The 26,392-nt window shown below is 52.7% G+C and carries 28 protein-coding genes; 26 read left to right on the top strand and 2 right to left on the bottom strand.

What is annotated here, in order from left to right:
- Positions 1–55 precede the first annotated feature (55 nt).
- From deoC to KNP95_RS01150, 21 genes are all read left to right on the top strand, one after another.
- Complete coding sequence (gene deoC / locus KNP95_RS01250; protein ID WP_214835165.1) at positions 56–721, top strand: deoxyribose-phosphate aldolase; 666 nt, start codon at positions 56–58, stop codon at positions 719–721.
- 77 nt (positions 722–798) lie between these two features.
- Entirely contained in the window at positions 799–993 is a 195-nt protein-coding gene (gene rpsU / locus KNP95_RS01245; protein ID WP_029334745.1) for a 30S ribosomal protein S21, read from the top strand.
- 33 nt (positions 994–1,026) lie between these two features.
- On the top strand, positions 1,027–1,476 hold the full coding sequence (locus KNP95_RS01240; protein ID WP_021065683.1) for a GatB/YqeY domain-containing protein: 450 nt from the start codon (positions 1,027–1,029) through the stop codon (positions 1,474–1,476).
- A gap of 136 nt (positions 1,477–1,612) precedes the next feature.
- Positions 1,613–2,125, top strand: a complete 513-nt coding sequence (locus KNP95_RS01235; protein ID WP_021065684.1) for an NfeD family protein — start codon at positions 1,613–1,615, stop codon at positions 2,123–2,125.
- On the top strand, positions 2,122–3,102 hold the full coding sequence (gene floA / locus KNP95_RS01230) for a flotillin-like protein FloA (protein ID WP_021065685.1): 981 nt from the start codon (positions 2,122–2,124) through the stop codon (positions 3,100–3,102). The genes KNP95_RS01235 and floA overlap by 4 nt, the downstream gene beginning before the upstream one ends.
- 5 nt (positions 3,103–3,107) lie before the next feature.
- A complete protein-coding gene (locus KNP95_RS01225; protein WP_021065686.1) occupies positions 3,108–3,542 on the top strand; it encodes a hypothetical protein in 435 nt (144 codons plus the stop codon).
- Positions 3,543–3,676: 134 nt separating this feature from the next.
- A complete protein-coding gene (locus tag KNP95_RS01220) occupies positions 3,677–4,633 on the top strand; it encodes a PhoH family protein (protein WP_029595222.1) in 957 nt (318 codons plus the stop codon).
- A gap of 18 nt (positions 4,634–4,651) precedes the next feature.
- A complete protein-coding gene (locus tag KNP95_RS01215; RefSeq protein WP_021065688.1) occupies positions 4,652–6,733 on the top strand; it encodes an HD family phosphohydrolase in 2,082 nt (693 codons plus the stop codon).
- On the top strand, positions 6,711–7,187 hold the full coding sequence (ybeY, locus tag KNP95_RS01210; protein WP_029595223.1) for an rRNA maturation RNase YbeY: 477 nt from the start codon (positions 6,711–6,713) through the stop codon (positions 7,185–7,187). Before KNP95_RS01215 ends, ybeY begins: the two co-directional genes overlap by 23 nt.
- Positions 7,184–7,534 carry a diacylglycerol kinase family protein gene (locus tag KNP95_RS01205; RefSeq protein ID WP_214802733.1) on the top strand — a complete coding sequence of 117 codons (351 nt, stop codon included), beginning with the start codon at positions 7,184–7,186 and terminating at the stop codon, positions 7,532–7,534. Before ybeY ends, KNP95_RS01205 begins: the two co-directional genes overlap by 4 nt.
- A 35-nt stretch (positions 7,535–7,569) precedes the next feature.
- Positions 7,570–8,478, top strand: a complete 909-nt coding sequence (gene era / locus KNP95_RS01200) for a GTPase Era (protein WP_029595225.1) — start codon at positions 7,570–7,572, stop codon at positions 8,476–8,478.
- A 3-nt stretch (positions 8,479–8,481) separates the two neighbouring features.
- Positions 8,482–9,231 (top strand): DNA repair protein RecO, encoded by a 750-nt coding sequence (gene recO, locus KNP95_RS01195; protein WP_214802729.1) that lies wholly within the window; start codon positions 8,482–8,484, stop codon positions 9,229–9,231.
- A 288-nt stretch (positions 9,232–9,519) separates the two neighbouring features.
- Complete coding sequence (glyQ, locus tag KNP95_RS01190; RefSeq protein ID WP_370447070.1) at positions 9,520–10,413, top strand: glycine--tRNA ligase subunit alpha; 894 nt, start codon at positions 9,520–9,522, stop codon at positions 10,411–10,413.
- On the top strand, positions 10,406–12,460 hold the full coding sequence (gene glyS, locus KNP95_RS01185; protein ID WP_214802726.1) for a glycine--tRNA ligase subunit beta: 2,055 nt from the start codon (positions 10,406–10,408) through the stop codon (positions 12,458–12,460). The genes glyQ and glyS overlap by 8 nt, the downstream gene beginning before the upstream one ends.
- A gap of 21 nt (positions 12,461–12,481) precedes the next feature.
- On the top strand, positions 12,482–13,111 hold the full coding sequence (ccpN, locus tag KNP95_RS01180; RefSeq protein ID WP_021065695.1) for a transcriptional regulator CcpN: 630 nt from the start codon (positions 12,482–12,484) through the stop codon (positions 13,109–13,111).
- Entirely contained in the window at positions 13,098–13,946 is an 849-nt protein-coding gene (locus KNP95_RS01175) for a pyruvate, water dikinase regulatory protein (protein ID WP_051627707.1), read from the top strand. The genes ccpN and KNP95_RS01175 overlap by 14 nt, the downstream gene beginning before the upstream one ends.
- A gap of 107 nt (positions 13,947–14,053) precedes the next feature.
- A complete protein-coding gene (gene dnaG, locus KNP95_RS01170; protein ID WP_235045158.1) occupies positions 14,054–15,874 on the top strand; it encodes a DNA primase in 1,821 nt (606 codons plus the stop codon).
- Between the two features lie 35 nt (positions 15,875–15,909).
- Positions 15,910–17,004 (top strand): RNA polymerase sigma factor RpoD, encoded by a 1,095-nt coding sequence (gene rpoD / locus KNP95_RS01165; RefSeq protein ID WP_021065698.1) that lies wholly within the window; start codon positions 15,910–15,912, stop codon positions 17,002–17,004.
- 132 nt (positions 17,005–17,136) lie between these two features.
- Positions 17,137–17,475, top strand: a complete 339-nt coding sequence (gene cccA, locus KNP95_RS01160) for a cytochrome c550 (RefSeq protein WP_021065699.1) — start codon at positions 17,137–17,139, stop codon at positions 17,473–17,475.
- Between the two features lie 97 nt (positions 17,476–17,572).
- The gene (locus tag KNP95_RS01155; protein WP_021065700.1) at positions 17,573–18,289 is read left to right on the top strand and encodes a tRNA (adenine(22)-N(1))-methyltransferase; all 717 of its coding nucleotides are present in this window, start codon (positions 17,573–17,575) and stop codon (positions 18,287–18,289) included.
- Positions 18,289–19,401, top strand: coding sequence for a Nif3-like dinuclear metal center hexameric protein (locus KNP95_RS01150; RefSeq protein WP_021065701.1), 1,113 nt, complete (start codon positions 18,289–18,291; stop codon positions 19,399–19,401). The genes KNP95_RS01155 and KNP95_RS01150 overlap by 1 nt, the downstream gene beginning before the upstream one ends.
- Positions 19,402–19,443: 42 nt before the next feature.
- Here the strand turns inward: KNP95_RS01150 and KNP95_RS01145 are convergent, their stop codons facing one another.
- On the bottom strand, positions 19,444–20,397 hold the full coding sequence (locus tag KNP95_RS01145) for a 4-hydroxy-3-methylbut-2-enyl diphosphate reductase (RefSeq protein WP_029595228.1): 954 nt from the start codon (positions 20,395–20,397) through the stop codon (positions 19,444–19,446).
- Positions 20,398–20,517: 120 nt separating this feature from the next.
- Here KNP95_RS01145 and KNP95_RS01140 point away from each other — a divergent pair, with 120 nt between their 5' ends.
- From KNP95_RS01140 to KNP95_RS01120, 5 genes are all read left to right on the top strand, one after another.
- Complete coding sequence (locus tag KNP95_RS01140; protein WP_214835164.1) at positions 20,518–22,281, top strand: ATP-binding protein; 1,764 nt, start codon at positions 20,518–20,520, stop codon at positions 22,279–22,281.
- On the top strand, positions 22,278–23,216 hold the full coding sequence (locus tag KNP95_RS01135; protein ID WP_021065704.1) for a sugar ABC transporter substrate-binding protein: 939 nt from the start codon (positions 22,278–22,280) through the stop codon (positions 23,214–23,216). Before KNP95_RS01140 ends, KNP95_RS01135 begins: the two co-directional genes overlap by 4 nt.
- Before the next feature lie 52 nt (positions 23,217–23,268).
- Positions 23,269–24,621: a DEAD/DEAH box helicase gene (locus KNP95_RS01130; RefSeq protein WP_353048061.1), complete on the top strand. Its 1,353-nt coding sequence runs from the start codon at positions 23,269–23,271 to the stop codon at positions 24,619–24,621.
- An 81-nt stretch (positions 24,622–24,702) separates the two neighbouring features.
- Positions 24,703–25,605 (top strand): deoxyribonuclease IV, encoded by a 903-nt coding sequence (locus tag KNP95_RS01125; RefSeq protein ID WP_214835163.1) that lies wholly within the window; start codon positions 24,703–24,705, stop codon positions 25,603–25,605.
- Complete coding sequence (locus KNP95_RS01120; RefSeq protein ID WP_251138441.1) at positions 25,562–26,170, top strand: hypothetical protein; 609 nt, start codon at positions 25,562–25,564, stop codon at positions 26,168–26,170. The genes KNP95_RS01125 and KNP95_RS01120 overlap by 44 nt, the downstream gene beginning before the upstream one ends.
- Before the next feature lie 33 nt (positions 26,171–26,203).
- Here KNP95_RS01120 and KNP95_RS01115 read toward each other — a convergent pair whose 3' ends face one another.
- The gene (locus KNP95_RS01115) at positions 26,204–26,374 is read right to left on the bottom strand and encodes a DUF1427 family protein (protein WP_021065708.1); all 171 of its coding nucleotides are present in this window, start codon (positions 26,372–26,374) and stop codon (positions 26,204–26,206) included.
- Between the last annotated feature and the right edge of the window lie 18 nt (positions 26,375–26,392).

Raw genomic sequence — 26,392 nt, 5'->3', positions numbered from 1 at the left:
ATGTTAGATGTCAGACCTATATGTCAGACCGATACATCAGAGGAGGAATTTTACGATGGAATTAGCACGTTATATCGACCACACAGCCTTGAAGGCAGAAACAACGAAAGATCAAGTCACAAAACTTTGTGCCGAGGCGCTCGAATACAAATTCGCAAGCGTCTGTGTCAACCCGACATGGGTGAAGTACGCGGCGGAACAACTCAAATCAGATGACGACGTCAAAGTATGTACGGTCATCGGCTTCCCACTCGGAGCTAACACGCCAGCAGTGAAAGCGTTCGAAACTAAAGACGCGATTGCAAACGGCGCAGGCGAAATCGATATGGTCATCAACATCGGTGCCATGAAAGACGGCGATTTCGATCTCGTTGAGCGCGATATCCGCGCTGTCGTCGAAGCGGCAAACGGAACGCTCGTTAAAGTCATCTTTGAGACGTGCCTCCTTACGAAAGAAGAAATCAAAAAAGCGGCTGAGCTTTCAGTCAAAGCAGGCGCAGACTTCGTGAAAACGTCGACTGGCTTCTCGACAGGCGGTGCGACAGTAGAAGATATCCGCCTCATGCGTGAGACGGTCGGACCAGATCTCGGCGTTAAAGCTTCAGGCGGCGTACGTGATTTCGAAGGCGCACAAGCTATGATTGATGCCGGCGCGACGCGCATCGGCGCATCAGCTGGAATCGCCATCGTTACAGGCGGACGTTCAGACAGCGACTATTAATAACTAGTGGTTGACCGCACGACTTACTTTCACTATAATATGTTATGACGTGTGAAACACGTTTCCTTAGTCGTGTAATTCGGAGGGAGGGAAAACTAGTGGAAACTCGTGTCCGTAAAAACGAATCGCTTGAAGACGCTCTTCGTCGTTTCAAACGCGGTGTTTCGAAAGATGGCACTCTTGCCGAAGTTCGCAAACGTCGTCACTACGAAAAGCCAAGCGTAAAACGTAAATTGAAATCAGAAGCTGCGCGTAAGCGTAAGAAATTCTAATTTCAGTTTCATTTGTAGAGAGGGTGTTAGCTCATGAGTCTTCAAGAACGCTTGACGGACGACATGAAGCAAGCCATGCGCGCGAAACAAAAAGATCGTCTCACGACGATCCGGATGGTCAAAGCGTCGCTCCAAAATGAGGCCATCAAATTTGGTCGACAAGATCTAACTGAGGAAGAGGAACTCACGGTGCTCAACCGAGAGATGAAACAGCGCAGAGACTCCCTCCGAGAATTCGAAAGCGCTGGTCGTGAAGACCTTGCTTCTAAAGTAGCTGACGAGATTGTCGTACTAGAGGCCTATATGCCTGAACAACTTTCTGAAGATGAAGTCACGGCGATCGTGAAAGCAGCTATTGCTCAAACGAATGCTACAGGCCCGTCGGATATGGGTAAGGTGATGGGCGTCGTCATGCCTCAAGTTAAAGGCAAGGCAGACGGTGGTCTTGTGAACCGCATTGTCAAACAACAATTGACGAATTAATGAGAGAGACAGGGATTTTTGGGTCAAACCAAAAGTTTCTGTCTTTTTTTGCGTATTCCGAAACCAAAAGCGAACTTGTTTCGTATACACTAGAGATAAGAGGTAGCTTGTGAACTCGGAAGGGGGTTGCAATACGATGACATTTGGTCTCGGAGTGATTCTGACGGTGTTTTTTGTCGGGATCGTCCTTCTAGGAATTGAAGTGTTCGTTGCCGGTTTTGGATTGTTCGGCGTGCTAGGGATTGGGGCGGTCGTCGCCAGTTTGATTATGGCGGGTGCCACAATCGGACAACTGTGGTTGTCGCTTGGTTTAGCCACGGCCATCGTCGCTGGACTCGGATTTTGGGCATATCGTCGCCTACAGTCCAATCGATCGCTCATGTATAAAGGGTTGATTTTGACAGATTCGACGTCAACAGACAAAGGGTATTTGTCCCACGATGACCGCAAACGGTTGCTCGGGAAAGTCGGGGTCACGTTGACGCCGCTTCGCCCGGCGGGTACCGCTGAGATTGACGGAGAACGGATTGATGTCGTGACAGAAGGTAGCTATCTCGATTCGCAAACGAAAATTCAGGTGTATAAAGTCGATTCAGGACGCGTTGTCGTCCGCAACTTTATAGAGCCTAAGGAGGATGTAACAGAATGACACCAGAACTATTGACCACGTTACTCATCTCGGGTGGAGGATTGATTGCGCTCGCCGTATTCTTCACGTTCGTACCGGTCGGGCTGTGGATCAGCTCGTTCGCCGCTGGCGTCCACGTCTCGATCTTCACACTAATCGGGATGCGACTCCGTCGCGTCGTCCCATCGAAAATCGTCAACCCGCTCATCAAAGCGGTCAAAGCCGGCATCGGCTTGAACACGAACCAGCTCGAGAGTCACTTCTTGGCCGGGGGTAACGTCGACCGTGTCGTCAACGCCTTGATTGCGGCCCACCGTGCCGATATCGAATTATCGTTTGAACGTGCCGCAGCAATCGATCTTGCTGGCCGTAACGTGTTAGAGGCGGTTCAAATGTCCGTTAACCCGAAAGTCATCGAAACGCCGTTCATCGCTGGTGTGGCCATGGATGGGATTGAAGTGAAGGCGAAAGCCCGCATCACAGTCCGCGCCAACATCGATCGTCTTGTCGGGGGTGCCGGGGAAGAGACGATTATCGCCCGTGTCGGTGAAGGGGTCGTCTCGACGATCGGTTCACAACACAACCATAAGCACGTCTTGGAGAACCCTGATATGATTTCACGTACCGTATTGACGAAAGGTCTCGATTCAGGGACCGCATTTGAAATCCTATCAATCGATATCGCCGACATCGATATCGGTAAAAACATCGGGGCGGTCCTCCAGACCGACCAAGCCGAAGCTGATAAGAAAATCGCGCAAGCGAAAGCGGAAGAACGCCGCGCGATGGCAATCGCCCGTGAGCAAGAGATGAAATCATCGGTCGAAGAGATGCGCGCCAAAGTCGTCGCGGCCGAGGCGGAAGTCCCGCTCGCGATGGCCGACGCACTTCGAAATGGCAAACTCGGGGTCATGGATTACGTCAACTACTTGAACGTCCAAGCCGATACAGAAATGCGTAAAGCAATCGGTCATCCTGTCGAATCTGATAGAGAGTAACGGACATGGATGGACTCTGGGTACTACTCTTAGCCGCTTTCGGGATTGCCTCGGCGGTCATGAAGCGGATGGAGAAACCATCATCTACTGGAGAACGACCACCGAGTACGGATTTGAAACGTTATCTCGATACGGTCGGTGACATGATGAAAGAAGTCGAGGCGACGTTCGATGAGCCGCGCAACAAGCAAGACAAACCGGCTCCTCAGAAACTACGTCGCCGTGTCGCCGCACCGGCCGAAACGACAGACCGACATGCACCGCGTCGACGTGAAGAGCTACCGCACGTGAGTGCCCAGTTCGAACAGACGGTCAAAATTCCACCGATTTCCGAGTCGACCGAGTCGCGGCCACAACCGCGCATCTCGATGAAGCAAGTTCGGCAAGCGGTCGTGTGGAGTGAAATTTTGCAACCGCCGGTGTCGAAACGCCGTCGTTAAACCTGAGGCAGTGACTCCGTGTCACTGCTTCTTTTTGTTGGAGGAATGGACGGTCTTTCTTTCACGAACGGCTTGATAGTGCTAAAGTAAAGAAGGAACAATCTACTGATGGGGAGGAGAAACAACCATTGATTATGACTGATAAAATTCCGTTCGTCATGGAACATGCGAACGAAGCGCAGGCGCTCCTCGGACCGAAGGACGAGGTATTTCAAGCCATCGAAGCAGAACTCGCGGTCGCACTCACTCCTCGTGGAGAAGAATTAATCATTCAGGCCGATACGGCCGATACGCTCGAATTGACGAAGGCCGTGATCAAGACGTTGCAACAACTCGTTAAAAAAGGGGCTCGCTTGAACGAAAGCGATGCCATCAGTGTGATTCAACACATCAAGGTCGGCAAGGGCGACGAGTTGCTCGAGCATTATGAGCGAGTCGTCTTCACGACGAACAAAGGGAAACCGATTCGGGCGAAGACGGTCGGACAGAGCCGATATGTCCGGGCCATCGAAAAACGTGACCTCGTGTTCGGAATCGGACCGGCGGGGACCGGGAAGACATATTTGGCCGTCGTTTTGGCAGCGCGTGCGCTGAAAGAAGGCCAAGTCAAACGAATTATTTTGACGCGTCCGGCGGTCGAAGCGGGTGAAAACTTGGGCTTCTTGCCAGGCGACTTGAAAGAGAAGGTCGACCCGTACTTACGGCCGTTGTACGACGCCTTGTTTGACGTCTATGGCGTCGAACAGACGAACCGATTGCTCGAACGCGGCACGATCGAAGTCGCGCCGCTCGCTTACATGCGCGGCCGGACGCTTGAAGATGCGTTCGTCATTTTAGACGAGGCGCAGAATACGACGAAAGAACAGATGAAGATGTTTTTGACGCGACTCGGTTTCGGCTCGAAAATGGTCGTCACCGGTGATTTGACGCAAGTCGATTTGCCGAAAGGCAAAGCGTCAGGACTGCAAGAAGCGTTACATCTGCTTGAAGGAGTCGATGGGATTCATTTTGAACATTTCACGTCGTCCGACGTCGTTCGCCATCCGCTCGTCAAGAAAATCATTAACGCCTATAGTAACGAACTCACATAACCAAAAGGGGGGGCACTGATGCAGCAAGCACGTCATTGGACGGTCGCGACAATCTCCGTCCTCTTTTTTCTCATTTTAGGCGCGATTCTATACTTTACGGTGCGCCCATCCATCATTAGTGTCGAGCCGCTCGGGATTGCCGAACAGGACATTCGCTCGCCGGTCACGATTGAAGACCGGACGGCGACGGAGCGGTTACGACAAGATGCGATCAATAGCGTCGGCAGTCAGTTCTCGTTGCGGCGCGAGTTTGCCGATCAACAGATCGCCAAAGTCGAGCAACTGTTCGCAGCGTTCGAAGAGACGGAAGATGACACCGAGCTATCAGACATCAAAAATCGCTTGAATTCGACCGAGGTGAACGGATTCCTCGGTGATGATGAACTGAACCTTCTGCTCGAGGCGAGCGAGAACACCCGTCGTACGGTCGAAGACGTCACCGTGACGGCGCTCCAAGAAGTGATGGGTAACCGCATCGACACGAGCTCACAGTCCATCTCAGAAGCGAGAGATCGGGCTGAGACACTCGTCGACCAATCACCGCTCTCACTCGAGTTCCGGGCGATTGCTAACAGCCTGAGCGATCAATTGATCGTACCGAACTACGTGTTCGACTCTGAAGCGACACGTGAGAAAGAACAGCAGGCGGTCGATGCGGTCGAACCGGTCATCATTCAAGAAGGCCAGTTGCTCGTCAACCAAGGCGAGGTCGTGACGCGCGAAATCTACCGCAAACTCGAATTGACAGGGGCTATCGATCCAAATCGTTCGTTCGCACCGCTGTTCGGGGCTTACTTACTGAGCGGACTGTTGACGATCGGTTTTCTGTTCATGTTAATCCGTTCGAAAATTCAACAACTGTTACTCCGCCCTAAAATCTTGATTACTGTCTATGGATTATTATTGTTACAGCTCGGCATCTTCTTTGGTGTCGGTTATATCGGTATCGAGTTCACGACATATGCGTACGTGCTCGCACCGACGGCATTCGTCGTCCTGTTGCTGCGTATCCTCGTCGATGAACGGGTCGCGCTCGCCTCGGCGTTGATCACGATGATTGCCGGGTCGATTGTGGCGAGTTTCGGGCAAAACACGAGCTTCATGACTGTCGTCTATTTCGCGACCGGAAGTTTCTTGGCCGTCTTCCTCGTCGAACCGAAGATTCAGCGCAAACGACTATTCTTGTCCGGTGTGTTGCTCGGCATTATCAATATCATCATGGTGCTCGCGCTCTTGTTCTTGCGCAACACGCAAGTGACGTGGGAGATGGTCGCCTACTTATCCGGTTTCGCCATCACGAGCGCGCTGTTGTCCATCGTGCTCACGTTCGGCTTCTTGCCGTTCCTCGAACCGTGGTTCGGCGTCCTATCGTCGGGTCGCCTCATCGAATTGATGAGTCCGACGCATCCGCTGTTACGCAAGTTGTTGATGGAGGCTCCTGGGACGTATCATCACAGCATGATGGTCGCCAACTTGGCCGAATCGGCGTGCGAGGCGATTGGTGCCGACGGACTGCTCGCTCGGGTCGCCAGTTATTATCATGACCTCGGTAAGACCGAGCGTCCGCTCCATTTCATCGAGAATCAGCAGAACGGCGTCAACCCGCACGACCGGCTCACACCGGAGGAATCAGCCGACATCATCATGGCCCATCCATATGACGGGGCCGATCTGTTGAGTCGTTATAAGTTGCCAAAAGAGATTATCGATATCGCCGAGCAACATCACGGCACATCGCTCTTGAAGTTCTTTTATGTGAAAGCGAAAGAGACGCGTGACGTCAATGAATCACGGTTCCGCTACCCGGGACCGAAGCCGCAGACACGCGAGGCGGCGGTCGTCATGATCGTCGATTCAATCGAGGCGGCGGTCCGGTCACAGAAGCAACCGACACCAGAACGGATTCGTCAGCTCGTCAGTGCGATTATTCGTGATAAGCTACAAGACGGGCAATTCGAAGACTGCGAGTTGACGACGAAAGAAGTATGGCGCGTCGGGGAAAGCGCGTGTGAGACGCTGACCGGCCTGTTCCATGAACGAATCGAGTATCCAGAACTGAAGAAAGAAGGAGACTTACATGCAAATCATTTCGAACGATGAGCACGGCTTATTGTCGGATGCTCAAATCGAGCTCGTTGAATCCATATTGGTCCATGCGGCGATGGAAGAAGACGTCGAAGAACCGAGTGAGCTATCGGTCACGTTCTTGACGAACGATGAGATTCAAGCCATCAACCGCGAATGGCGCGGGAAAGATACGGCGACCGACGTCATCAGTTTCGCCTTCGATGAGATGGGAGAAGACGAGATGGACTTCATGCTCGATGAAGACGAGCCCCGTCTCTTAGGGGACTTGCTCATCTCGGTCGAACGTTGTCGCGAACAGGCGGCCGATTATGGCCACTCGTTCGAACGGGAACTCGGGTTCTTGGCGATTCACGGATTCCTCCACTTGCTCGGGTATGACCATATGACGCCCGAGGAAGAAGCGGAGATGACGGCGCGCCAAGAACAAGTGCTCGCTCACTTCGAGCTGAAACGAGGCGAAGTGTGAAACCGTTCTGGTTCGCCGTGCACGGCATCGTGCACGCAGTGCGGACCGAACGCAACATGCTGATTCATCTCGTATCGAGCCTGCTCGTCGTCGTGTTTGCCTGGTGGCTCCCGACGACGAAACTCGAGAACTTGATTCTGTTCGGCTGGGTCGTGCTCGTCATCGCGCTCGAGCTGATGAACACGGCGGTCGAACGCACGGTCGACCTCGTCACGAAAGACATCCACCCGCTCGCGAAGCAAGCGAAAGACGTCGCGGCCGGGTCGGTCCTCGTCGCAGCGATCGGGGCCGCCATCACGGCACTATTCATTTTTGGCCCTTATATAATCGACAAATTCGTTATATGATTGAACGTATTGGAAATTTAGAAAGCAGGTGCACTATGTATCAAGAAGATTTTAAATCAGGTTTTGTGTCCATCATCGGTCGTCCGAACGTCGGGAAATCGACGTTCTTGAATCGGGTCATCGGACAAAAGATTGCCATCATGTCAGACAAGCCGCAGACGACGCGCAATAAGGTCCAAGGTGTGTATACGACGGATGATTCGCAAATCATCTTTATCGACACGCCAGGGATTCATAAGCCGAAACACCGTCTCGGCGATTTCATGATGAAAGTCGCGACGAACGCACTACGTGAAGTCGACGCGATCCTCTTCATGGTCAACGTCACGGAACCGCGCGGCGCCGGCGATGAGTTCATCATCGAGAAGTTGAAAGGGCTCGACACGCCAATCATTCTCGTCATGAACAAAATCGACTTGATTCATCCGGACGAGATTCCGGCTGTCATCGAGCAGTATACGAATCAACTCGATTTCGCGGCGTACGTCCCGATTTCGGCACTTCAAGGCAACAACGTCGAACCGCTCCTTAAAGAAATCAAAAAGTTGCTCCCGGAAGGACCGATGTATTATCCGGCCGACCAAGTGACCGACCATCCGGAACGGTTCATCATCTCTGAATTGATTCGCGAGAAAGTGCTCCATAAGACGCGTGATGAAGTGCCACACTCAATCGCGGTCGCCATCGAGTCAATCAAGAAACGGGAAAACTCGGAAATGATTGATGTCGAGGCCGTGATCATGGTCGAGCGTGATTCTCAAAAAGGAATCGTCATCGGCAAAAAAGGTGCGATGCTCCGCGAAATCGGGACAGAAGCGCGCCACGACATCGAGGCGCTCCTCGGGACGAAAGTGTATTTGAACCTATGGGTGAAAGTGCAAAAAGATTGGCGTAACAAGATGGGCCAACTCCGCGACCTCGGTTTCCGCGACGACGAGTATTAAGCCATGTTGCAAAAGGTCACGGGAATCGTCATTCGGACCGTCAGTTACGGAGAGTCGAACAAAGTCGTCACCTTGTTCACCGAAGAGCTCGGAAAAGTTGCCGTCATGGCACGAGGGGCGAAAAAGCCGGGCAGCCGTCTGCATTCGTCGAGTCAGCCGTTCGTCGAAGCGGTATATATCTTTCCGGCGAGTCGTGGCCTAGGCCAATTGAAATCGTCGGATGTGATCACGTCTTATCCGGAAATCCGAAAAGACGTCGAGCGGATGGCATACGCCATGTATTGGCTCGAACTCGTCGACCGGACGGTAGAGGACCGCGTCCCGAACCGTCCGCTCTATCGCATCTTGAACGACGCCCTGCAGGCGCTCAATGCAGGGATGGATCCGGAAGTGATCACGCATCACTTCGAACTGCGCATTTTGCACTTGCTCGGGGTCGCACCGGTCTTGACCGGCTGCATCCGGTGCAACGATGTGACCGACCCGATGTACTTCTCGGTGACGGCCGGCGGCTTCCTCTGCGCCCGGCACCAAGAAGAAGGATCGATTCGCATGAGCGAGCGTCTGGCGAAGTTGCTCTATTTGATGAGCCGGCACGAACTGTCCGAATTCAGTAACGTTCCGCTCACGAAAGAGACACGGATTCTGCTCCGACAGCTGTTTGATGCGTATATGGACTCCTATAGCGGCCTGCGGCTGAAGACGAAACGGGTCCTCGACCAAATGCAGCGATTGTACTTGAACGATGATTGACTTTTTCGACAAGATTCGATACCATAATCTACGATTAGACAAATGAAATAGCGTGCGCAATGAAGGAAAACAAGTAGCTTTTTTACCGTGGGTGCAGCGAGTTCGGGAAGGTGGAAGCCGAACGCCAGGTTGAAGTGAATGGCAATTCCAGAGCGCCCACAATCCAAAGAGTGGCCTCATCTCGAGGCAAGTAGGGTGGAACCGCGGGTAATCCCGTCCCTATGTGCATGGCACATAGGGGCGTTTTTTGTCGTTTCAATACTTTTGGAGGTGTCACATATGAAGCACATGACCGTGCAAGAAATTATTTTGACGTTACAAAATTTCTGGGCGTCGAAAGGCTGTTTGACAATGCAAGCGTATGACGTTGAGAAAGGGGCCGGTACGATGAACCCGATGACGTTCCTACGGAGTCTCGGACCCGAGCCGTGGAACGTCTGTTACACAGAGCCATCACGTCGTCCGGCGGATGGACGGTACGGAGAAAACCCGAACCGCTTGTATCAGCATCACCAATTCCAAGTCATCATGAAGCCGTCGCCAAGCAACATCCAAGAGCTTTACTTAGAGAGCTTAGAGTTGATCGGGATCAACCCGCTCGAGCACGACATCCGTTTCGTCGAAGACAACTGGGAGAACCCGACGTTCGGTGCGGCCGGACTCGGTTGGGAAGTCTGGTTGAACGGGATGGAAATCACTCAGTTCACGTATTTCCAACAAGTCGGTGGCATCGAGTGCGATCCGATCGCCGTCGAGATCACGTACGGTCTTGAACGTCTTGCGTCATATATCCAAGAAGTCGAAAGCGTGTTTGACCTCGTCTGGACAGACGGATTCAAATATGGCGATATCTTCTATCAGCCGGAATTCGAACATTCAAAATATACGTTCGAGCTCTCGGACGTCGATATGTTGTTCACATTGTTCGATACGTATGAAAAAGAAGCGAAGCGTGCCTTGGACGAAAACCTCGTCTTCCCGGCTTACGACTATATCCTTAAATGTTCGCATACGTTCAACCTTCTCGATGCGAAAGGCGCCATCTCGGTGACAGAACGGACTGGTTTCATCCAACGCGTCCGTAACATGTCCCGTGCATGTGCCGCCAAATTTATCGAAGAGCGGGAACGTCTCGGTTTCCCACTTTTGAACCAACAGAAAGCAGGTGCCCTTGATGCGTGACCTTTTATTAGAAATCGGACTTGAAGAATTACCAGCCCAATACGTCCTCCGTTCAGAAAAACAATTGGCGGAACGCGTAACTACCTTCTTGACGGAAGCCCGTGTCCAATTCGGTGCCATCACCGTTTATTCGACACCGCGCCGCCTCGCCGTTCTCGTCAAAGACGTGGAAGAGAACCAACAAGATTTGACGGAGACGCTTCGCGGACCAGCGAAAAAGATTGCTCAAGATGCTGAAGGAAACTGGTCGAAAGCAGCCGCCGGCTTTGCCCGTGGCCGCGGCCTATCGGTCGACGACTTGTACTTCGCCGAAGAGAAAGGTGTCGAGTACGTCTTCGCCGACCGTCATGAATCAGGTCAACCGACGAGCACGTTGCTCCCAGCACTCGAAGACGTCGTCCGTGGCATGACGTTCCCGAAAAACATGAAGTGGGGCACGAGCAGCCTACGCTATATGCGTCCGATTCGTTGGCTCGTCGCCTTGTTCGGTACCGAACAAATCGATTTCGAAATCGAAGGCGTGAAGACGGGGAACGTGACGCGTGGTCACCGTTTCTTGAGTAAGGGTGACGTCGTCATCACGGAACCGGCTGCCTATGCTGAGACGCTTGAACGCGAGTTCGTTGTCGCTTCGTACGAAGACCGGAAAGGGCGCATCGAACGTCAAATCGAGGAGTTGGCTTCAGAACAGGGTTGGACCGTCCCGCTCGATGCCTCGTTGCTCGAAGAAGTGACGAACCTCGTCGAGTGGCCGACAGCGCTATTCGGTGAATTCGATGCCCGTTATCTCGAACTTCCAGAAGAAGTCTTGATTACGACGATGAAAGAACATCAGCGCTATTTCCCGGTTTATATCGGTGAAACACTCAAAAACTATTTCGTGACCGTCCGTAACGGAAATGCCGAACACCTTCAAAACGTTGCCAAAGGGAACGAGAAGGTCATCCGGGCCCGCTTGGCAGATGCCGTCTTCTTCTATGAGGAAGACCAAAAGACGAAGATTGACGAACAACTCGTCCGTCTCGACCGCATCGTCTTCCATGAGAAGTTGGGTACGACGGGAGACAAGGTCCGTCGCGTCGAACAGCTCGCAGGAACGCTTGCGCCATTGTTCAATGCGGATACAGCCAAAGTGGCGCGTGCCGGTGCCATCCATAAGTTCGACCTCGTCAGCCAAATGGTGTATGAGTTCACAGAACTCCAAGGAGTGATGGGTGAGAAGTATGCGCTCCAACAAGGTGAGGACGCGGAAGTGGCCGCAGCAATCCGTGAGCACTACATGCCACGTTTTGCTGGTGATGCCTCGCCGGCGACATCGACGGGTGCCGTACTCGCACTCGCCGATAAACTGGATTCGATTGCTGCCTTCTTCGGAATCGGCATGATCCCGAGCGGTTCACAAGATCCGTTTGCGCTCCGTCGCCAAGCCCAAGGGGTCGTTCAAATTTTGGCGGATTGGAAGATTTCCTTGCCACTCGACAAATTACTTTCACAAGTTGTCGATTCGCAACTTCAGGCAGGACTTTACGATGCCGATAAAGAACAAGTCAAGGCGCAACTCGAGGACTTCTTCATGCTTCGCTTGAAGTATCGTCTGCAAGAGCGACAAGTCCGTTATGACGTCATTGACGCCGTCTTGACGACTGGCCTTGCGATCGACCGACTCGATGCGAGAGCGGATGCGGTTCAAGCCATGCTCGCGAGCGAGGCGAAACTGCTCATCGAACAATTGACACGCGTCGTCAACATCGCTAAAAAAGGCGAGACCGGTGACGTCGATCCGTCATTGTTTGAAAATACGGAGGAGAAAGATCTCCACGCTGCCATCGAAGCGACGTTACCGGAGACGGAACGCGCGGTCGAGGCGGGCGACTATCATCAAGCAATCACATCATTGCGCGCCCTAGAACATCCGATTAGCACTTATTTTGAAAATACAATGGTCATGAGCGATGTCGAGGCGATTCGCGAGAACCGTCTGCGTGAGATGAAGCGACTCGCTGCGACAATCGAGAATGTCGCCGATTTTAGCGCGCTCGTACTCTGACCAAACTTGAGGGGGTTGGCTATGCAGCTGAATGAACGCCAACAGAAGATCGTTGAAATCGTAAGGGTCAACGGACCGATCACGGGGGAGCAGATCGCCCAAGAGCTATCGCTCACCCGGGCCACGCTCCGACCGGACCTTGCCATTTTGACGATGACTGGAATACTAGAAGCCCGACCGCGTGTCGGCTACACGTTCGTCGGCAAACGAAACTCATCCCTGCTTCGGGAAAAGCTTGACTCGTTGACGGTCGGAGACTTCATGTCGTCGGCGAAAGTCGTCAGTAACGAGATGACGGTGTATGACGCTGTCGTGACGTTGTTCTTGGAAGACGTCGGCTCGCTGTTTGTCGTCGGGAAAGACAATGAGCTCGTCGGCGTCCTATCGCGTAAAGACTTACTCCGGGCTGCCATCGGTAATCAAGATCTCGATCAGTTGCCGGTCAACGTCATCATGACCCGGATGCCGAACATCACGGTATGCGAGAAGGGTGAGACGTTGATTCGGGCCGGAATGAAGTTGATCGAGAAGCAAATCGATGCCATGCCGGTCGTTGAAGAGAAGGATGGCAAGCTGATTGTGCTCGGTCGCATGACGAAGACGAACATGACGAAAGTATTAATCGCGCTCGCTAACGATGAGTCGTTCTGAGGAGGAATCTGGTTTGACACTGACACAAAAACAACTCGTATTTGTCGTGAGCGATTCAGTCGGCGAGACGTGTGAACTCGTCGTCCGGGCCGCGAGTATCCAATTCCATGAGAATGCGATTGAGACGCTCCGCATCCCGTTCGTCGAAGATGAACAGACGATTCACGACGTCGTGACACAAGCGCGTGCCCAAGGAGCGGTCATCGCCTTCACGTTGGTCAATGAAGAACACCGGTCGTTGCTCGTCCGTCTCGGACAAGAGTACGGTGTGAAGACGGTCGATTTGCTCGGGGATTTGCTCGATGTGCTCGCTGGTCAACTCGGTGAGAGTCCGCGTGAAAAACCAGGACTCATCTATCGTTTGGACGAAGATTATTTTCGGAAAATCGAAGCGATGGAGTTCGCGGTCAAGTACGATGACGGACGTGATCCGCGCGGGTTGAAAAAGGCGGACATCGTCCTCGTCGGCGTCTCACGGACATCGAAGACACCGCTCTCGCAGTATTTGGCCCTGAAGCGCTATAAGGTCGCGAACGTGCCGCTCGTGCCGGAGTCACGCCCGCCGGAAGAACTGTTTGAATTGCCGCCTGACAAGTGTGTCGGCTTGATTATCTCCCCTGACAAATTGATTTCGATTCGGATGGAACGGTTGAAGTCGCTCGGATTAAAACCCGAGGCCGATTACGCCCAACTCGAACGGATTAACCGGGAGCTCGAATACGCCCGTGGGATTTACGAGCGGATCGGTTGCGAGGTCATCGATGTGACGAACAAGGCCGTCGAAGAGACGGCTGGCATCATTTTGCGGATGCTCGATCAATCAAAAGAGGATTGAGCACTCGGATTAGTAATCGACTGGTGATAACGGTATAATAGAGTACTGACATGACATTGAAACGGAACGTGGTGAACGTTCCGTTTCGTTGCGAGTTTGGATAGGGAGTGGTCAAGTTGCCGCGCATACCGGATGAAGTCATTGCGGAAGTAAAACAAGCCACAGATATCGTTGATTTAATTAGTGAACGCGTTGAATTGAAGAAGCAAGGACATCGTCTCGTCGGGCTTTGCCCGTTCCACTCGGAGAACAGCCCATCGTTCTCCGTGTCCCCGGAAAAAGGGATGTATCACTGTTTCGGATGCGGCGCCGGCGGGAACGTGTTCACGTTCGTTATGGAGACGGAAGGACTATCGTTTCCAGAGACGATTGAACGCCTCGCCACGCGAGCGAATATCGCAATCGAAGGTGGCGTGTCGGGCGACGAGGAATTATCGCGAGACCAAGTCCTCCGTAAACAGATGCGCGATGCGCATCGGGTCGTGGCCGACTTGTATCACGAGGTGTTGATGAAGACCGAGGCGGGCGAAGTCGGATTGACGTATTTGCAGCAGCGCGGTTTAGAGGAGTCGACGATCGGTCAGTATAAGATCGGTTACGCGCCCGACCATCGCCGATTCACCGTGGATTCATTAGAACGAAGAGGTTTCGACCTCGAGGTCATGGTAGAAGCGGGATTGATTTCTAAGTCTAGATCCGGTGAATATTTCGACCGGTTCGAAGGCAGAGTCGTCTTTCCGATTGCGGATCGAGACGGCACCATCGTCGGATTTAGCGGACGGGCGATCGATGAGCGACAGCCAAAGTACGTCAATACGGCGGATACTCCGTTATTTAATAAGAGTGAACTCTTATTCGGGTTCTCACAGGCCCGCGCCACGATGCGCAAACAAAAACGTGTCTTGCTCGTCGAAGGAAACGTCGACGTCTTACAAGTCGCGCAAGCCGGGACGAAAGAAGTCGTCGCCTCGCTCGGGACGGCGTTCTCGTCCCAACATGCCCGCGCCTTGGCCCGCATGGTCGAAGAAGTCATTATCTGTTACGACGGCGATACGGCCGGACAGGAAGCGACGATGAAAGTCGTCCGCTTGCTCGAAGGCTATCCGCTCGACGTGCAAGTGTTGATGTTACCTGAGAAGACCGACCCGGACGACTACATTCGGACGAACGGGGCGGAACAGTGGCGTAAATTGGTCGAATCGGAACGGTTGTCCGTCCTCGATTTCATGAACCGCACGCTCCGGCGTGGGAAAAACATGAATCGAGAAGGAGAACGGATACGGTTTATTGAATCTATGCTTGTGGAAATTAGTAAAACGGATAACTCGATTCGCCGTGACCTGTACGTGAAGAAGCTGGCCAACGAATTTGAGATTCCGGTCGAGACGTTATTGTCGCGGATGCCGAAGACGTCTTCGAAAGAAGCCGTCCCACAGCCCGTCCGCGAACCGGAGCCGGTCCGCCGGCGTTCGTCTAAAGCAAACGAGCCACGCTACGTCAAAGCGGAGAAGTTATTGCTGCGGGCGATGTTGAGTGGCCCGGAACGGGTTCGTTTCGTCCGGGACCGCCTCGGTCTGTCCTACCAGGACGAGGTGCACCGGATGTTGGCGACGGCATTGTATGAAATCGTCTCCGAGGACATGACACACGAGGAGTTCGAACAGGTCGCCCCTCCGTTCATGGAACGATATTGTGACCAACGTCCGGACTATGCGAATCGTTATGCCGAGATTCGACTCATGGCCGCACCGGATGAACTGACCGAAGAGGTTTTAGATGAATACATTAAGGTCATAAACAGTTATGAGGAACAGCGTCAAATCGAGCGGGCGAAAAGGGAAATCGGACAAGATGCCGAAAGTATAGTAGACCAGGCATCCAAGTTACAAGAATTGATTACCCGGAGTCGTCGGCTTCGTGAACGATGAACGTGGAGGAAGTTTGGAAGGAGTTGAACTGCTAGATGGCAGAGAAGAAAAAAGAGGATTTATTTAACGCCATAGAGGAACTTGAGAAATTAGGGAAGAAAAAAGGCGTCGTATCGATGCAGGAGATTCAAGATCGCCTCAGCCATTTCGAGGTGGACTCAGACTTTATCGATAACTTCATCGAAGATTTAGAAGGTAAAGATATCCGCGTCACAGAAGATGCGGCCGATGCCGAAGAGACGCCATCGAAAAAAGAAGACGAAGAGGTCGATTTGAACGACCTATCTGTCCCACCGGGCATTAAAATCAATGACCCGGTCCGCATGTACTTGAAAGAAATCGGACGCGTCGATCTTCTTAGCGCGAAAGATGAGACTGAACTCGCGAAGCGGATTGAACAAGGCGATGAAGAGGCGAAGAAACGCCTTGCCGAAGCCAACCTCCGTCTCGTCGTCTCGATTGCGAAACGTTATGTCGGGCGCGGCATGCTCTTCCTCGACTTGATTCAAGAAGGAAACATGGGCCTCATTAAAGCCGTCGAGAAGTTCGACTATATGAAAGGGTTCAAGTTCTCGACATATGCGACGTGGTGGATTCGTCAAGCAATCACACGTGCCATCGCGGACCAAGCCCGGACTATCCGGATTCCGGTTCACATGGTCGAGACCATTAACAAATTGATTCGTGTTCAACGTCAATTGTTGCAAGACCTCGGACGCGAACCGTCGCCTGAAGAAATTGCCAAAGAGATGGAGCTCACACCTGAGAAGGTGCGTGAAATCTTGAAAATCGCTCAAGAACCGGTGTCACTTGAGACGCCGATTGGTGAAGAAGACGATTCACACCTCGGTGATTTCATTGAAGACCAAGATGCGATGGCTCCACAAGATGCCGCCGCGTATGAATTGCTCAAAGAACAACTCGAAGACGTGCTCGACACGCTCACGGACCGTGAAGAGAACGTACTCCGTCTCCGCTTCGGACTCGATGACGGCCGCACGCGTACGCTTGAAGAAGTCGGTAAAGTGTTCGGCGTCACCCGTGAGCGGATTCGTCAAATCGAGGCGAAGGCACTTCGGAAACTTCGTCACCCGAGCCGTTCGAAACGCTTGAAAGACTTCCTCGATTAATTGTGTTTTTGAATAAAATGTGAAGTTTTAGAAGAAAGGAAGGAAAATGAGTGATTTTCCTTCCTTCTTTATTATTTTTTGAGTAAAATAGTGATGGGTAGAAATTTGGAATGAACATGAGGGGGAAATGCAATGCGTAATCCATTGTTACCGTTTGCAGCGATTGCGATCGTCGCAATCATTGCCATGGTCTCATTATCGTATTTTGGCGTAAACCAAGCACAACAAGCTGCTGAAGGTCCGTCTGTCACTGAGATGAACCCAGAAGACTTGTATGCGGCTAAAGGCTGCACAGGTTGCCACGGTGGAAATCTCGAAGGAGGCGTCGGTCCTGCCTTGACTGGTGTCGGCGAACGTTTATCGGCTGAAGAGATCACGAACATCATCGTCAACGGTAAAGGTGCGATGCCAGCTGGCCTCGCCACTGCCGAAGAGGCGGACGTGCTCGCGACTTGGTTGCTCGAACAATAAGAGGGAAACGTACTCCTAACGGGGTACGTTTTTTATTGTCCTGGCTATCAATATTCGTTACCCTAATAGTGAAGAAGTAGAAAAAGGAGTTGTCCCTATGCAAGAACAAGTGACGTTAGACCGGCGGCTGAAGCAAGTCGTCGATTTCATCCCGAAAGGTAGCGTGGTGGCGGACATTGGATCTGACCACGCTTACGTGCCGTGCTACCTCGTCCAACAAGGCATCGTCAATCGAGCCATCGCCGGCGAAGTGAACCGCGGACCGATGGAGGCGGCAAAAGCGCAAGTCGCGTTGATTGGCGCGACTGAACAGATTGACGTCCGTCTCGGTGACGGACTCGCCGTCCTCGAAGCAGATGAGGCGACCTGTATCTCAATCTGTGGGATGGGAGGAAGTTTGATTCGGTCGATTTTAGAGAGTGGCCGTGACAAGTTAGGCGCGGTCGAACGCCTCGTCTTGCAACCGAACGTGGATGGACAACACGTCCGCGAATGGTTGCTCGACGCAGGTTTCGTGTTGATCGCCGAGTCCATCGTCGAAGAGAACGATAAAGTATATGAGATTCTCGTCGGAGAACGTGGTACGGAGACCCGCTATAGTTCGGATGAAACGGAACGGGCTTGGCAGCTCATGTTCGGACCTTACTTGCTCGAGACACGGCCTGAGGCGTTCAAGCTGAAATGGGGACGCGAAGCGGACAAACTCGATTATGTGCTCGGTCAAATGGCCGAGGGGGCACAGACCGAGGCGCTCATCCAGAAACAGGAGGAGTTCAAGACGTTACGTGACAAAATGAGAGAGGTGAGCAACTAATGGCGAACGGAAACCATGTCATCCAATTGTTTGACGAATTTGCCCCGAAACATCTTGCCGTCGAGGGCGATAAAATCGGTCTCCAAATCGGTACGTTGAATAAACCGGTACATCGGGTCATGGTGACGCTCGACGTGCTCGAATCGGTCGTCGATGAGGCCATCGAACGAGACGTCGACTTGATTATCGCCCATCATCCACCGATTTTCAGTGCTCTCGAACAAGTGAACGACCGCAGTGCGGCAGGGCGCATCGTCATGAAATGCATTCGGCATGACATCGCCGTCTATGTGGCCCACACGAACTTGGACGTCTGCGAGGGCGGGGTCAACGACTGGATGAGTGAGGCACTCGGTTTGGTCGATCCGACGGTGCTCATCCCGACGTATGAAGAACCGGTGTATAAACTGTCCGTGTTCGTCCCGACGACGCATCGACAAGCCGTGTCGGAGGCGCTCGGCCGGGCCGGAGCCGGTCGTCTCGGAGATTATGGGGACTGTCAGTTCACCGTCTCGGGAGAGGGTCAGTTCACACCACTCGAAGGGTCGGACCCGTATCTAGGCCAACACGGCAAGACGGAACATGTCGAGGAAGTGAAAATCGAGACGATTGTCACGGAGAGCCAAAAGAAACGAGTACTCAAGGCGATGACGGACGCGCATCCATATGAAGAGGTCGCCTATGATTTGATTCGGGACGACATCGAGGGGCGTGTGTTCGGTCTCGGGCGCATTGGTCGTCTGTCGACTCCGCTCACACTCGCTGCGTTCGCAGAGCACGTCAAGGCGAGCTTTGGCGTCGCGGCGGTGCGTATCGTTGGCGATCCGAACCGGACAATCGAGAAAGTAGCCGTCCTCGGTGGTGATGGGAACAAATACGTGTCGGCCGCCCATTTCAAAGGCGCGGACGTGTATGTGACGGGTGACTTGTATTTCCATGTGGCGCACGACGCGATGGCTCTCGGTCTTTCGGTCGTCGACCCGGGTCATCATGTCGAGAGTGTCATGAAGCAGGGTGTCGTCGACGTCATGCGGCAAAAAGGAGAACGTGCGAAGCTCGATGTCGAATTCTTCGTGTCCGAAGCCGATACGAATCCGTTTCGTTTCTATTGATGATGCGAAAACCCCGTCCTCTCACGAGGACGGGGTTTGATGTCACTTACGGAGCGCCTTCACTTTCGGGAGGATGCTACGGAGTTCAAGATAAGGGGTCTTGTCATGTGTGCTCAAATCGAGCGGGTCATATTGGCTCAAGAAGTCGATCACTTTCTTTGTGATCGGCGTCGGTGTCGACGCGCCTGACGTGACGGCGACCGTCTCGACACCATCGAGCCAAGCTAGGTCGAGCTCGCTCAAATCACCGATGCGATAGGCATTCGTGCCGGCAATCTCTTTAGAGACTTGGGCCAGGCGGTTCGAGTTATTCGATTTCGGGTCACCGACGACGATTAACAGTTCGCAATCGCCGGCTTGTTCGGCCACCGCTTCTTGACGGACTTGTGTCGCGTTACAGATCTCATTATGCACTTCGACGTGTGGATAACGCTCTTGAATCATTTCGATCAAGGCCGAGACGTCCCATTGACTCATCGTCGTCTGGTTCGTGACGAGGATTTTCGTCTCATAGAGATGGGCCGGCAACGCCTCGAAATCCCGTTCATATTGTACGAGATGAACTTTGCCCGGGGCGACGCCCATGGCACCTTCTGGTTCCGGGTGTCCGTGCTTCCCGATATAGATGACCTCATAGTCGAGGGCCGTCTTTTCACGAATCAAATCGTGCGTGACCAAGACGTCCGGGCACGAGGCATCGACAATCGTCAATCCTTTCTCGATGGCACGTTTACGTACGAGCGGCGAGATGCCGTGAGCAGTAAAGACGACCGTTCCGCGGTCGATGGTCTCGAGTGCTTTCATGCGATCCTCGCCGTCGACCGTCTTGACGCCGAGGTCCTCGAACGCTTGGGTGACATGTCGGTTATGGACGATCATGCCGAGTATATGGATAGGACGCGGTAAATCTGGGTTGGCCACCGCTTCGTTGGCGAGCTTCATGGCATCGACGACGCCGTAGCAGTATCCGCGTGGACTGATTTTTTTAACTTTCATTTTGTAAGGAACGCTCCTTTCGCGATGCTTTCATACGTATTAGTCTAACATTGTTTCGAAAATACGAAAAGAATTGCGTGTATTCATGCTATAATCTTAAGGTTAGAAAGGAGGGACACCGTGGAACGCTTGAGAACATTGCTTGAAGTTCGAAAATCGTACTTCTTTCAGATTACATTTATTATCTTCATTATACTAGGACTTGTCATCTCTTCACTAGCGTTCTCTGCCGATCGTGTGACGGTGTCCCGGGCGGAAGAGCTAGCGAAAGAACAATTTGATTATGCGATTGACGGAAGTATCGAGAACCTAGAGACGCGACTCGGTAAACTGTATGAAGACTTGGTCTATCTCGGCGCCTACGTCGGAAACGAGACGTATATCGAAGAACGGATTCGAACCGGCTATTTGAATCAGCGCACGAGCTTTACCTCGATTTTTTATTACGATTTACGGGCCGATGCCTTTAAATGGTACTCGCAACGTCAAGTGCCGGCCACGACGCTGAAAGCCGATGCAAAGTTTAACGAAGTGCTCAACGGTGGAGGCAACGACTTATTCATGAGTGAACCGATTTCCATCTCCGGTGACGTCGGGACGTTTTTGTACGTACCGGTCCTTGAGGATAACCGGTTGGTCGGGATGTTCGGCGGCAGCATCAGCGTGCTCAACTCCGATTTATATCGACGCATGCTCGAATCGGCGAACGACGATATGATTCTTTACTTGTTGAACGAGCGGGGCGAGGTGTTATCGACGTCGTTCAATCTCGTCACGGACGCGGAACGTCGTCTGCCTCGCTCGATTATCGAGGCGACGGACGACTATGCGGTCCGGACGATTTTCAGCACTAAGGATGACGTCATCATGTATGAACCGGACGCCCGCGTCACCGGCTGGAGCGTCCTCGCCAAACATAGTACTGATTCTGTGTACGAGGCGGTCTATGCGACGCGCTGGCAATATTTAATGATTACGCTCGTCACGTTCTTTTTAAGTATCATGGTCGGTTTGCTCTTGTCGAAGACGTTGACGAGCCCGCTCCTCGAGCTCGTGCAAAACATCAAGAAGCAGCAGTCGCTCGAACCGATTCAACTAGAACGGACCGGCTCTAAAGAAGTCGAGACGTTGCTTGATACGTATAACGACTATTCCCGCCGCATGGAGACGGCACGACGGGAACAGCTTAGCCAGCAACAATTGTTGCTTCAGCAAGAGAAGCTCGCCTCGCTCGGACAGCTTGCGGCCGGAATCGCTCATGAGATCCGCAACCCGCTCACACCGGTCCAAATCACGTTACAGATGGTGAAAGAGGGGCATAGCAGCCAAGAAATGCTTGACCTCGCCCTCTCAGAGCTCGACCGGGCCAACCATTTGATTACGACGATGCTCACGCTCGCCAAGCCGGATCAGGCGAAACTGCAAGAAGAATGGCTCGATATGACAGAGTTTGCGAGTCGCCTTGAATTCTTGCTCGACGCCGAGTGTTATAAACGGGTCACGAATTGGGAGTTGAACTTCCCGAACGACATGCCGCCGTTTTACTGCTCGAGCGACATGCTCATTCAAATCATTTACAACTTGTTCAAAAATGCGGTCGAAGCCGTCGACTCGAAAGGGGCCGACGGGAATGTGACGGTCACCATTCAGTTCACGGAGCGGGATTATCGCTTCTTGATTGAGGATAACGGCATCGGCATGACCGAGGCTCAAGTCAAATCGGTCGGATCGGCGTTTTACACGACGAAAGAGAACGGCAACGGCTTAGGTCTCTACATGATCCGCGAATACTTGAAAGCCGTGAACGGTGACATGAACATCGAGAGCGTTGAAGGAGAAGGTACGGCCATGATGATTAAAATCCCAAGGCGGTCGCACCCATGACGAAAGGATTCAAACATTACTGGTTATGGCTACCTGTCGTGTGGGCGTTGACGATTTTACTGATCACCTCGATTCAATTGCCGGAACGTTCGAGTGAGAACAACGAAGTCGGTTTCGTCTTCGTCAGTGAAAAGCATGAACACGCCAATAAATTATTGGCCGCTTTCGTCAGGACGGCGAATCAAAAAGGGTTCATCCCTGTCCCGACGACGAGCGAGGACTCACGGGTGTTAGAGAAAGAGAAGTTGGACGCCTTGATTGACCGCGGGGTCGAAGCGATTTTTGTGACGACGCTCGACGAGGCGTTCATTCGTCCGTCGCTCGAACGTGCCGAGCGGGAAGGGATCCCGATCATCGCGATTGACCGCATGATTGACCATGAGAGCGTCTTGACGTCCGTCATGTCCGACAACGTCGAGATCGGTCGCATGGCGGCGAACCATATCGCCGCCCAACACGCGGGGCTCGACCGTCCGATTCGAGTCGTCGAAGTGCGCGGTACGGCCAAAGTCCGCTCGACGATTGACCGGAGTCTCGGATTGACGGAATATGATAAGGCGAACGACAACCTTCAAGTCGTCGCTTCCATCACCGGAAACTATGATACGTTCCAAGCGGAGATCGAGATGTCACGTTGGCTCGAGGCTGATATCCCGTTCGATGCCGTCTTCTCGCATAACGATGACAATACGTTCGGTGTCGTCCGCGCCCTTGAAAGTCATGGGCTCAGCGACAAAACGCTCGTGTCGGTTGACGGGGTGACAGAAATTTATCCGCTCATCCACAACGGCAAAGTGAATGCGACGGTCGTCCAATCTCCGAACGAGATGATCGAGGTCGGATTTAAAGCGCTCGAACTACATTTGAGCGGCAAAAAAATCGCACCACACTACTACACATCGAGCTATTTATATGAAGGGCTCGCAAAAGATTAATTGACAAATGATTAGATTCCGCTATGCTAGGAAAAGTGGAAAGAAACAGGAGGTGTATCGATTGAACAGCTTCCAACAGTTCAAATTGTTACCGTTTATCGTCGATGCCTTGACAGAAAAGCGCATCACAGTACCGACGGACATTCAGGCCCGGATTATTCCGGCTGCGATGAATGGCCGCGATATCATTGGGAAATCACAAACCGGGACGGGGAAGACGCTTGCGTTCCTCTTACCTATTTTAGAAGCAATCGATCCGAAAGAAGAATCGGTCCAAGCCATCGTCGTCGCACCGACGCGCGAACTCGCTTGGCAGATTCACGAAGAGTTGAAAACACTCCTCGTCAAACAGCCGGACTATATTAAGACAAGTCTGATTGTCGGAGGAACTGACCGGGAACGACAAATCGACAAGATGAAAAACCCACCACAACTGATCATCGGGACACCAGGTCGTTTGCTCGACTTGATGAAAGTCCAAGCGTTATTCCCGCACAAAGTCACGCACTTCGTCGTCGATGAAGCTGACCAAATGCTTGACATGGGCTTCTTGCCTGAAGTCGACCGCATCGCGCAGGCGTTGCCAGAGAAACTTCAAACGATGGTCTTCTCAGCGACAATCCCTGAGAAGTTACAGCCGTTCTTGAAGAAATACTTGCACGACCCACGCTACGCGGAAGCGAGTGAAGAGCACCGTGTCGTTCCGAAAATCAAGCATCACGTCATCCCGGTCCGTCACCGTGACCGTAAGGCGTTGACGGTCGAAATCGCAAAAACGATTAACCCGTTCGTCTGTCTCGTGTTCACAAACACGAAACAAGATGCAGATGAGTTGGAGACGTCGTTCCGCGAGGCGGGACTCAACGTCGGCACGCTTCATGGGGACATGCAAGCTCGTCGCCGGAAGCAAGCCATCAAAGACATTAACGACGCGAAATATCAGTTCGTCATCGCCACCGACTTGGCGGCGCGCGGCATCGATATTAAAGGTGTGTCGCACATCATCAACTTCGGGATTCCAAAAGACCTTGACTTCTATACGCACCGCGTCGGCCGGACGGGCCGCGCCGGTGAGACGGGTGAAGCGTACACGTTGTATGAAGATCACGAGAACGGTCCGATCAATCGACTCGAAGAGCGTGGTTTCACGTTCAAGCACGTCGATGTGAAGAACGGGTCACTTCAAGAGATTAAGACACGCAAACGCCGCACGACCGACCGGAAGATGAAAGTCTCGCAAACGGCGCACAGCCGGATGGCGGGCGAAATCAAGAAGGCGAAGAAAAAGGTCAAGCCTGGTTACAAGAAGAAGTTCAAGTATAAGTTGAAAGAGACGGCCTCACGTGAACATATGCAGAGCCAACGTCAGGAACGTCGCGAAGTTCGTAAGAAGAACCGTCGCTAAGCAAAAGAAGAATCGACTTCGTGGAGTCGATTCTTCTTTTTGTGTACACTAAAGACAGATGAGAATGAAGGAGAAATGACTATGTTAAAAATTGGTTCCCACGTTTCAGTTTCCGGTAAGAAGATGTTGCTCGCAGGAAGTGAAGAGGCCGTATCTTACGGTGCCAACACGATGATGGTGTATACGGGTGCGCCCCAAAACACACGTCGCAAACCGATTGAAGACTTGAATATCGAGGCGGCGCTCGTTCATATGGCGGCGCACGACATCGAGGAAATCGTTGTCCATGCCCCTTATATCATCAACTTGGGCAATACGACGAAACCCGAGACGTTTGAACTCGCCGTGTCGTTCTTAGCAGCCGAGATTAAACGGGCCGAGGCGCTCCAAGTCGCGCGCCATGTCGTGCTCCATCCCGGTGCCCACGTCGGTGCCGGTGAAGACGTCGGACTCGCTCGCATCATCGAGGGCTTGAACGAAGTGCTCACTGGCGATGAGACGGTTAAAATCGCGCTCGAGACGATGGCTGGGAAAGGCAGCGAGCTCGGCAAGACGTTCGAGGAGCTAGCGACCATCATCGATGGAGTGACGCATAGCGATCGTCTCTCGGTCTGCTTCGATACGTGTCACGTCCATGACGCAGGTTACGACCTCGTCGGTGATTTGGACGGCGTCATCGAACAGTTCGACCGAATCGTCGGATTGGATCGACTCGGTGTCATCCACGTCAACGACTCGAAGAACGTCCGTGGCGCGAAGAAAGACCGGCACGAGAATATCGGATATGGGGAGATCGGCTTTGATACGTTGAACCGCATCATCCATCACGAGGCGTTCACCCACTTGCCGAAGATTTTAGAGACGCCATATATTCCAATCAGTGAGAAGACAAAAGTGGCACCATACAAGCAGGAAATCGAGATGTTCCGGGCGAACCGCTTTGACGCCGAGTGGCGCGAACAGTTCACGCTCGCGCACCAATAAGATGAGCGTCATCCGAATCGACCCGAACGTATATGACGTCTGGTCTGCGCTTCCAACATATTTTCAAGAAGCGAGCCCATTTTATGTGGAAGGGCAGATTGACGAGGCGACAGCGTGGATTGAGATTCTCGGGTATGGAATCGTGGCCGAAGTCGAAGTCATGCTCGTCGAGAAGACGCAGCGCCCGTTCGACCGCTATTGGCGGACGGAGGCAACGCCCGAGGTGACGGCGTATAGCCTCGTCGATGTGATCGGCCTCGACTTTCATCATCCGTTGCTGCGAACGGGCCTATATGAAGGGGACACGGACGTCGAGATCCGTGATAAGTGGGAGCGGGGGTACCGCGTCCCTTCTGCCAAGTGGACCCGGGAGACGTTCCGCGCCCATTTGGCGGACGAGCAGGCGAGGTTACAACTCGCCCCGACGACTGTCTGTGAGGCATGCGGGGATGACTTGAACCGTTTTGGAGCATTCGGGGTTCGTCTGATGGAGTATCATCTCGAAGCAGGAAGCGGCACATGGCTTTGCCCGACGTGTCACAAAGCAAGACATTACGATATGTAAAAAAAACGAAGCCCGCGGGCTTCGTTTTTTGAATTAAAATGGCCAGTTCGCGAGTGCGAATTGATATACTTTCATCCCAAGAAACACGCCGAAGATGCCGATGACACCCGGTAAAACGGGTGGGGCAGGGAGCGGCAACTTCAAAGCGGTGAAAATCATGCCACAAATAAGACCAGCGAGCAATGACAATAGGATTTCTTGCATGAATGATTCCTCCATAAT

The sequence above is a fragment of the Exiguobacterium sp. s36 genome (genome assembly GCF_018618345.1).
Classification (GTDB): Bacteria; Bacillota; Bacilli; order Exiguobacteriales; family Exiguobacteriaceae; genus Exiguobacterium; species Exiguobacterium chiriqhucha.
Note: the sequence above shows the minus strand (reverse complement) of the source record. Positions and strands in the feature narration are given on the sequence as shown.

Coding starts and splice junctions, on each gene's coding strand:
- KNP95_RS01145 (WP_029595228.1), bottom strand. CDS start 20,397: ATGAAAGTTAAAAAAATCAGTCCACGCGGATACTGCTACGGCGTCGTC.
- KNP95_RS01125 (WP_214835163.1), top strand. CDS start 24,703: ATGTTAAAAATTGGTTCCCACGTTTCAGTTTCCGGTAAGAAGATGTTG.
- rpoD (WP_021065698.1), top strand. CDS start 15,910: ATGGCAGAGAAGAAAAAAGAGGATTTATTTAACGCCATAGAGGAACTT.
- KNP95_RS01115 (WP_021065708.1), bottom strand. CDS start 26,374: ATGCAAGAAATCCTATTGTCATTGCTCGCTGGTCTTATTTGTGGCATG.
- KNP95_RS01240 (WP_021065683.1), top strand. CDS start 1,027: ATGAGTCTTCAAGAACGCTTGACGGACGACATGAAGCAAGCCATGCGC.
- KNP95_RS01235 (WP_021065684.1), top strand. CDS start 1,613: ATGACATTTGGTCTCGGAGTGATTCTGACGGTGTTTTTTGTCGGGATC.
- KNP95_RS01225 (WP_021065686.1), top strand. CDS start 3,108: ATGGATGGACTCTGGGTACTACTCTTAGCCGCTTTCGGGATTGCCTCG.
- cccA (WP_021065699.1), top strand. CDS start 17,137: ATGCGTAATCCATTGTTACCGTTTGCAGCGATTGCGATCGTCGCAATC.
- deoC (WP_214835165.1), top strand. CDS start 56: ATGGAATTAGCACGTTATATCGACCACACAGCCTTGAAGGCAGAAACA.
- recO (WP_214802729.1), top strand. CDS start 8,482: ATGTTGCAAAAGGTCACGGGAATCGTCATTCGGACCGTCAGTTACGGA.
- KNP95_RS01215 (WP_021065688.1), top strand. CDS start 4,652: ATGCAGCAAGCACGTCATTGGACGGTCGCGACAATCTCCGTCCTCTTT.
- KNP95_RS01150 (WP_021065701.1), top strand. CDS start 18,289: ATGGCGAACGGAAACCATGTCATCCAATTGTTTGACGAATTTGCCCCG.
- KNP95_RS01175 (WP_051627707.1), top strand. CDS start 13,098: ATGAGTCGTTCTGAGGAGGAATCTGGTTTGACACTGACACAAAAACAA.
- floA (WP_021065685.1), top strand. CDS start 2,122: ATGACACCAGAACTATTGACCACGTTACTCATCTCGGGTGGAGGATTG.
- KNP95_RS01155 (WP_021065700.1), top strand. CDS start 17,573: ATGCAAGAACAAGTGACGTTAGACCGGCGGCTGAAGCAAGTCGTCGAT.
- era (WP_029595225.1), top strand. CDS start 7,570: ATGTATCAAGAAGATTTTAAATCAGGTTTTGTGTCCATCATCGGTCGT.
- ybeY (WP_029595223.1), top strand. CDS start 6,711: ATGCAAATCATTTCGAACGATGAGCACGGCTTATTGTCGGATGCTCAA.
- ccpN (WP_021065695.1), top strand. CDS start 12,482: ATGCAGCTGAATGAACGCCAACAGAAGATCGTTGAAATCGTAAGGGTC.
- KNP95_RS01220 (WP_029595222.1), top strand. CDS start 3,677: ATGACTGATAAAATTCCGTTCGTCATGGAACATGCGAACGAAGCGCAG.
- KNP95_RS01135 (WP_021065704.1), top strand. CDS start 22,278: ATGACGAAAGGATTCAAACATTACTGGTTATGGCTACCTGTCGTGTGG.
- glyQ (WP_370447070.1), top strand. CDS start 9,520: ATGACCGTGCAAGAAATTATTTTGACGTTACAAAATTTCTGGGCGTCG.
- glyS (WP_214802726.1), top strand. CDS start 10,406: ATGCGTGACCTTTTATTAGAAATCGGACTTGAAGAATTACCAGCCCAA.